This is a genomic window from Mycobacterium sp. 852002-50816_SCH5313054-b, from assembly GCF_001667185.1.
In the GTDB taxonomy this organism is placed as follows: domain Bacteria; phylum Actinomycetota; class Actinomycetes; order Mycobacteriales; family Mycobacteriaceae; genus Mycobacterium.
On the sequence record NZ_LZIC01000011.1, the window covers coordinates 58,282 to 65,049 of the forward strand.

The 6,768-nt window shown below is 67.7% G+C and carries 6 protein-coding genes and 1 pseudogene; 4 read left to right on the forward strand and 3 right to left on the reverse strand.

Annotation, left to right across the window (positions count from 1 at the left end; translation table 11 throughout):
* The first annotated feature begins 5 nt into the window (after positions 1 to 5).
* Together ureG and A5787_RS01370 are read left to right on the forward strand one after the other, a co-directional pair.
* Positions 6 to 677 (forward strand): urease accessory protein UreG, encoded by a 672-nt coding sequence (gene ureG, locus A5787_RS01365; RefSeq protein ID WP_066960517.1) that lies wholly within the window; start codon positions 6 to 8, stop codon positions 675 to 677.
* Positions 677 to 1,327, forward strand: coding sequence for an urease accessory protein UreD (locus A5787_RS01370; RefSeq protein ID WP_066960520.1), 651 nt, complete (start codon positions 677 to 679; stop codon positions 1,325 to 1,327). Before ureG ends, A5787_RS01370 begins: the two co-directional genes overlap by 1 nt.
* Here A5787_RS01370 and A5787_RS01375 read toward each other — a convergent pair.
* From A5787_RS01375 to A5787_RS01385, 3 genes are all read right to left on the reverse strand, one after another.
* A complete protein-coding gene (locus A5787_RS01375; protein ID WP_066960523.1) occupies positions 1,324 to 2,709 on the reverse strand; it encodes an NAD(P)/FAD-dependent oxidoreductase in 1,386 nt (461 codons plus the stop codon). The genes A5787_RS01370 and A5787_RS01375 overlap by 4 nt on opposite strands.
* Before the next feature lie 176 nt (positions 2,710 to 2,885).
* On the reverse strand, positions 2,886 to 3,803 hold the full coding sequence (locus A5787_RS01380; RefSeq protein ID WP_066960526.1) for an LLM class F420-dependent oxidoreductase: 918 nt from the start codon (positions 3,801 to 3,803) through the stop codon (positions 2,886 to 2,888).
* A 64-nt stretch (positions 3,804 to 3,867) separates the two neighbouring features.
* Positions 3,868 to 4,545: an SDR family oxidoreductase gene (locus A5787_RS01385; protein WP_066960529.1), complete on the reverse strand. Its 678-nt coding sequence runs from the start codon at positions 4,543 to 4,545 to the stop codon at positions 3,868 to 3,870.
* Between the two features lie 180 nt (positions 4,546 to 4,725).
* Between A5787_RS01385 and modA the strand changes: the two genes are divergently transcribed.
* A complete protein-coding gene (gene modA, locus A5787_RS01390) occupies positions 4,726 to 5,499 on the forward strand; it encodes a molybdate ABC transporter substrate-binding protein (RefSeq protein ID WP_066960532.1) in 774 nt (257 codons plus the stop codon).
* A gap of 117 nt (positions 5,500 to 5,616) precedes the next feature.
* Positions 5,617 to 6,768, forward strand: a pseudogene (locus A5787_RS01395) (HNH endonuclease signature motif containing protein); the annotation flags it as partial.

The window sequence follows — 6,768 nt, forward strand, 5'->3', positions numbered from 1 at the left end:
CAACCATGTCAACACATCTGCACACCCACCCGCACACGCATCACGATCGGCCGAAACGGGTCCGGCGGCCGGGGGAGCCGCTGCGCATCGGCGTCGGGGGACCGGTCGGCTCCGGCAAGACCGCGCTTGTTGCCGCGTTGTGCCGGCAGTTGCGCGGCGAGCTGTCGCTGGCGGTGCTGACCAACGACATCTACACCACCGAGGACGCCGACTTCCTGCGCCGCAACGCGGTGCTGCCCGACGACCGGATCGCGGCCGTCCAGACGGGGGGCTGCCCGCACACCGCGATCCGCGACGACATCACCGCCAACCTGGACGCGATCGACGACCTGATCGCCGGCCACGACGACCTGGACCTCATCCTGGTGGAGTCCGGCGGCGACAACCTGACGGCCACGTTCTCGTCGGGCCTGGTGGACGTGCAGATCTTCGTCATCGACGTGGCCGGCGGGGACAAGGTGCCGCGCAAGGGCGGCCCCGGAGTGACCTATTCGGACCTTTTGGTGGTCAACAAGATTGACCTGGCGCCGTTGGTCGGGGCCGACCTGGAGGTGATGGCCCGCGACGCGGACGCCGTGCGCGCGGGCCGGCCCACGATCATGCAGTCGTTGACCAGGGACCCGGCGGCCACCGAGGTGCTGGCCTGGGTGCGCGCCCAGTTGGCCGCAGTGACCTGATGCACTCCGAGGTTGTGCTGGTCGCGTCCGCCGATCGCTTGCCGCGCATCCAGTGCCGCGGCGGCGGCATGCAGGCGCGCTGCACCTCGCCCGACACGGTGCATTTGGTGTCGGCGGCCGCCATGCCGCTGGGCGGCGACACCATCGACATCCGGGTCATCGTCGAACCAGGCGCCCGGCTCAGATTGCGCAGCGCCGCCGCCACCGTGGCGTTGCCCGGGGCGAGCACGCCTACGTCGCACGCCCATTGGGTGATCGAGGTGGCCGGGAGCCTCGACGTCGACCTGGAGCCGACGGTGGTCGCCGGCGCCGCCCGGCACCTGTCCAGCGTTGTGCTGTCCCTGCACGACGAGGGCCTGCTCCGGTTGCGCGAGCGGGTGCAGATAGGCAGATGCGGTGAGCGCGAGGGGTTCTGGTCCGGATCGCTGCACGCCGACCGCGACGGACTCCCGCTGTTGCGCCACCGGGTGGAATTGGGCGCGGGGTCGCCGGCCGACGACGACATCTCGGCACCCCGGGCCGCCGTCAACGAATTACGCTATCCCGAAACGAGTTTCGAGACTACCGCCATCGACGTGGGATCGACCGTACTTGCGTTGGCCGGCGGCGGGACGCTGAGTACCTGGCAGGCCGACCGGCTGGCGGTTTAGCTGGCCCGCCTGGCCGCCGGGCGTTTGGCCTCGGCCGCCAGGACCGCCAGCTGTTCGAGTCGGGTGCGGGCGAACGCCTGCTGCTCGGTGATGGTGAGCTGGCCGCGGCGAGTGCTCAGGAAGGTCACCGTCCACGACAGCAGGGTGCTGACTTTCGTCTTGAACCCGACCAGGTAGACCAGGTGCAGCACCAGCCACATCAGCCAGGCGATGAAGCCGCTGAACTCCAGCGGACCGACCTTGGCCACCGCGGAAAACCGCGACACCGTGGCCATCGAGCCCTTGTCGAAGTACTGGAACGGCTCGCGGTCGGCCGGGTCGGCCCCGTCCAGTTCGGCCTTGATCGCGGCAGCGGCGTACTTGGCGCCCTGGATGGCGCCCTGGGCCACGCCGGGCACGCCCTCGACGGCGGCCATGTCACCGATGACGAACACGTTGGGATGCCCGGGAATCGACAGGTCGGGCAGCACCTTGACCCGGCCGGCCCGGTCGACCTCGACCGAGGACTGCTCGGCGAGGTCTCTGCCCAGCCCGCTGGCCTGCACCCCGGCGGACCACACCTTGCACGCGGACTCGATGCGCCGGGTGGTGCCGTCGGAGTCCTTGACTGTGATGCCGTTGCGGTCGACGTCGGTGACCATCGCGCCCAGCTGGATCTCGACGCCCATCTTCTCCAGCCGCGCGGCCGCCCGCTCGCCGAGCTTTTCGCCGAACGGCGGGAGCACCGCGGGGGCGGCGTCGAGCAGGATCACCCGCGCCTTGGTGGAGTCGATGTGCCGGAAAGAACCCTTCAGGGTGTGGGACGCCAATTCGGCGATCTGCCCGGCCATTTCGACGCCGGTGGGGCCGGCGCCGATGACCGTGAACGTCAGCAGCTTGGCACGTCGTTCGGGGTCGCGGGACCGTTCGGCCTGCTCGAAGGCGCTCAAGATCCGTCCCCGAACCTCGAGTGCGTCGTCGATCGATTTCATGCCCGGCGCGAACTCGGCGAACTGGTCGTTGCCGAAGTACGACTGGCCGGCGCCGGCGGCCACGATCAGGCTGTCATACGGGGTTTCGTACGTGTGGCCGAGCAGGTCCGAGACGACGAACTGGCCTTCCAGATCGATGTGCGTCACGTCGCCGAGCAACACCTGGACGTTGCGCTGCCTGCGCAGCACGACCCGGGTGGGCGGGGCGATGTCGCCCTCGGACACGATGCCGGTGGCCACCTGGTACAGCAGCGGCTGGAACAGGTGGTGGGTGGTGCGGGCGATCAGCTTGATGTCGACGTTGGCGTGCTTGAGCTTCTTTGCCGCGTTGAGCCCGCCGAATCCCGAACCGATGATGACGACTTGATGACGACGGTTGGGGGCGGCAGTGGTTTCTGCCTGCGTGCTCATGTTCGGGCTGCTCCTGATCTGGGGCTGCTGGTCGCGCGAATTCAGTTAGCTACCACGCTAGTGAAGCCGATACCCGGATACCCAGATCGTCAGCATGTGCAATCAAGCACATTGGGTATCGGGCCTGGTCGAGTGAACGTGATACTCGTCATGCCCGATGCCCAATGCGTTGTAAGTTACAGCCCGACGAGCGGGCGCAGCGCTTCGCCGGCCGCGCTGATGACGCCGGGCGTGTAGAACGGCATGTTGATGATCACCCCGTCGATCCCGGCATCCAGGACCTTGGTCTGGATTTGTTCGGCGACCGATTCGGCGCTACCGACCACCATGCGCTGGGTCATCTCGGCGGGAATCTGGTCGGCCTTGAAGTTCTCGTCGACGACGGCGGTGATCAGGGTGCTGGTCTCCAGCGTGGCCGGGTCGCGGCCGATCTCCTCGCAGCGCTGCCGCACGACCTTCAGCTTCCCGGGCAGCTCGTCGAACCCAGCGATGACGTTGAGGTGGTCGAAGTGGCGCGCGGCCATGGGGATCGTCTTCTTCTCGCCACTGCCGCCGATCATCAGCGGAATGTGTTCGCGGAAGCGGGGATTGGCCATCGCCTGGTCGACTTGATACCACTTGCCGGAGAAGGTCGGCCGCTCGCCCTTGAGCATCGGCAGGATGATCTGCAGCGCCTCGTCGAGCCGGTTGAACCTGTCGGTGAAAGTGCCGAATTCGAAGCCCAACTGGTCGTGCTCGAGCTGGAACCAGCCGGCCCCGATGCCCAGGATGGCCCGGCCCTGGCTCACCACGTCCAGCGTCGTGATGACCTTCGCCAGCAGCGTCGGATTGCGATACGTGTTGCCGGTCACCAGGGTGCCCAGCTGTACCCGTTCGGTCCCGGTCGCCAGCGCGCCCAGCGCGGTGTACGCCTCCAGCATCGGCTGGTCGGGATCGCCCAGCATCGGCAGTTGGTAGAAGTGGTCCATCACGAAGACCGAATCGAATCCGGCCGCTTCGGCCTCGCGGGCCTGGGCCAGAACGGTGGGGAAGAGCTTGTCCACCCCGGTGCCGTAGGAAAAGTTGGGAATCTGCAAACCGAGTCGAATAGCCACGCTAGTTACCGTAGCCACCGCCCCGGCGTCCGAACCAGAGCGTCAAACCGATTTGGATTCAGCCTCAGGCGAAATGAGCGAGCGCGCCGTGGCTGACGTGCAGCGTCTGGCCGGTGATGTGGCGAGCTGCCGGGGTGGTGAGGAACAGGGCCAAGCGACCGACCTCGGCGGCGACCGTCGGCGGCGTGCGCGACAGGCCGTCGTAACCGGCCTGGACGCTGCGCCCGCTGGCCACCGCGTTGACGGTGATCCCGCGGGTGCCGAAAACCTCGGCCTGTCCCGCGGTCCAGGTCGACAGCGTCGCCTTGATCGCGGCGTCGATGCTTCCGGCGGGCGGGTTCTCGGGCACCACGCTGATGATGGAACCACCGGAGCAAAGGTGATCGCCGACGGCCTGGACCGTCAGCACCACCGACAGCACCGTCGAGTCGAGGGAATTGCGCCAGGCTTTGGCCGCGTCTGCCATCGAGTAGGTGCGCGGGTCGCCCGCGTCCCAGGCCGGCGCCGGCACGTTGACGATGGTGTCCAGGTGATGCGGGAACAAACCGCGAACCGATTCCAGGCTGGCCGGGTCGGTGGTGTCGCAGACGATCGCGTCCGCATCGAGCTCCTTGGCGGCGATCTCAAGGTCGTCGCGGCGCGCGCCCACGAGGGTCACCTTGTGACCGTCATCGCGGAAGCCTTCGGCAACCGTGCGCCCCAGGTCCGTGTCCCCGCCTGTGACCAGCACTTCCACTGCCATGACCTCCTAGTCTCGGTCCGCTATGGCATCAATCCCGGTTCATGTTACTGGACAGTAGCTGTCGATGAAATTCCGGACGCGCGCGACGCGCGGATAATTTGCATAACGCTTCGGCAATCACTTTTTTGCGACGATTCAACCCGCAAGCGGACCGCATCCTCGGCGGGATAGGGTTCACCCATGCGGCGGATCGGGATCCTGGCCGGTGTGGTTTCCATGGTGCTGGCAGCGGGGCTGATCGGGTGCAGTTCGAAATCGCCCTCGCCCCCCTCTCCGGCGTCCGGAAAGGTTGTGGTGTTCGGCGCGGCCTCGCTCAAGCCGGCGTTCACTCGGATCAGTCAGCAGTTCACAGGCGAAAATCCGGGCAGCACAGTCGATTTCGATTTCGCGGGTTCCTCCGAGCTCGCCACCCAGTTGACCCAGGGCGCGACGGCCGACGTCTTCGCGTCGGCCGACACCGCGCAGATGGACGCCGTCGCCAAGGCGGGCCTGCTGGCCGGCAATGCGACCAACTTCGCCTCCAATACGCTGGTCATCGTCACCGCGCCGGACAACCCGAAAAGGGTTGGATCCTTCGCCGACCTCGCCAGGCCCGGGCTGGGCGTGGTGATCTGCCAGAACCCGGTGCCGTGCGGAGCGGCGACCCGGCGCGTCGAGGACAGCACCGGGGTGCACCTCAACCCGGTCAGCGAGGAGCTCAGCGTGACCGACGTCCTCAACAAGGTCACCACGGGGCAGGCCGACGCCGGGCTGGTGTACGTCACCGACGCCCGCAGCGCCGGAAACAAGGTGGCGACCGTGAACTTTCCGGAGGCCGCCGCGGCGGTGAACGTCTATCCGATCGCGGTGTTGAAGAACGCCCCGCACCCAACGCTGGCGCAGAAGTTCGTGGCCATGGTGACCGGTGGGGCCGGCCAAAACATCCTGTCCCAGTGCGGCTTCGCCAAACCCTGACGCGTGCACTAGTTATCTCGGGCGACTCGAGCAACGGCGCTTGGCCGTGCCGGCGGTCCAGCCCGGGCGCGGTTTGGGCGGCCGATTTTTGTCGTACCTCGCTGTGATGATGAGGTTATGTCTTCGACCGGATCGCCTGCGGTGGCGGTAAGCCCGAAAGAACGCTTGGCGGTGCTCTTCGAGGAGTTGGCGGAGTTGGCCGGGCAGCGCAACGCCATTGATGGGCGCATCGTGGACATCGTCGCGGAGCTGGTGCGCGATGAGTTGTGCGGGATGACCGGGGCACGCTCGGTGGCGGCGCTGGTGGCCTGGAAGCTGGGCTCCTCGTCGGCCAACGCCCACACCATCGCCACCGTCGCCCGCCGACTGCAAGAGTTTCCCCGCTGCGCGGCGGGCCTGCGGCAGGGCCGAGTGTCGCTGGATCAAATCGGTGTCATCGCCGCACGCGCCGGGCAGGGCCGATGAGCACTATGCACAGCTGGTCCAGGTCGCCACGGTCAACCAGCTGCGCACGGCGACCCACCTCGAACCCCGCCCCGAACCCGATCCTCGGCCCGAACCGCAGCGCTCGATCACCAAGACCACAGACGAACAGGGCAGCTGTTGGCGCATCACACTCCCGCATCTGGATGCGGCGAAGTTCGAGGCCGCGCTGGCCTCGCATCGCGAGGCGCTGATCACCGAGTGGAAACACGACCACGCCAATGGCGGAGCCGCCCCGGAGAGCGCGCCGCCGCTGCCGGACACCGCTGAGGCGTTCCTGCGCCTGGTCGAGGCCGGCTGGGACGCCGAAGCCACCCGCCGCCCGCACGCCCAGCACACCACCGTGGTGGCCCACCTCGACGTTCAACAGCGCACCGCCGCCCTGCACCTGGGACCACTGCTGTCCGAGGGCGAACGCCAATACCTGACCTGCGATGCCACCTGTGAAGTCTGGTTCGAACGCCACGGCCAGCCCATCGGCGCCGGGCGCACCACCCGCACCATCAACCGACGGCTGCGCCGCGCCCTCGAGCACCGCCACCGAAGCTGCGCGGTCCCTGGCTGCGGGGCGACCCGCGGCCTGCACGCCCACCACCTAAGGCACTGGGACGACGGCGGGCTTACCGAGTTGGCCAACCTGGTTTTGGTCTGCCCCTATCACCACCGCCTGCACCACCAGGGCCTCATCACCCTCACCGGACCCGCAGATGCCCTGTCCGTCACCGACAGCGACGGGCAACCACTGCACCCAGGACCACTCGCACGCCCACCCACTCAACCCCTGTC

What these genes read in the sequence shown, in the direction of transcription:
- A5787_RS01385 (WP_066960529.1), bottom strand. Translation starts at nt 4,545, where the DNA reads ATGGCAGTGGAAGTGCTGGTCACAGGCGGGGACACGGACCTGGGGCGC.
- modA (WP_066960532.1), top strand. Translation starts at nt 4,726, where the DNA reads ATGCGGCGGATCGGGATCCTGGCCGGTGTGGTTTCCATGGTGCTGGCA.
- A5787_RS01370 (WP_066960520.1), top strand. Translation starts at nt 677, where the DNA reads ATGCACTCCGAGGTTGTGCTGGTCGCGTCCGCCGATCGCTTGCCGCGC.
- ureG (WP_066960517.1), top strand. Translation starts at nt 6, where the DNA reads ATGTCAACACATCTGCACACCCACCCGCACACGCATCACGATCGGCCG.
- A5787_RS01375 (WP_066960523.1), bottom strand. Translation starts at nt 2,709, where the DNA reads ATGAGCACGCAGGCAGAAACCACTGCCGCCCCCAACCGTCGTCATCAA.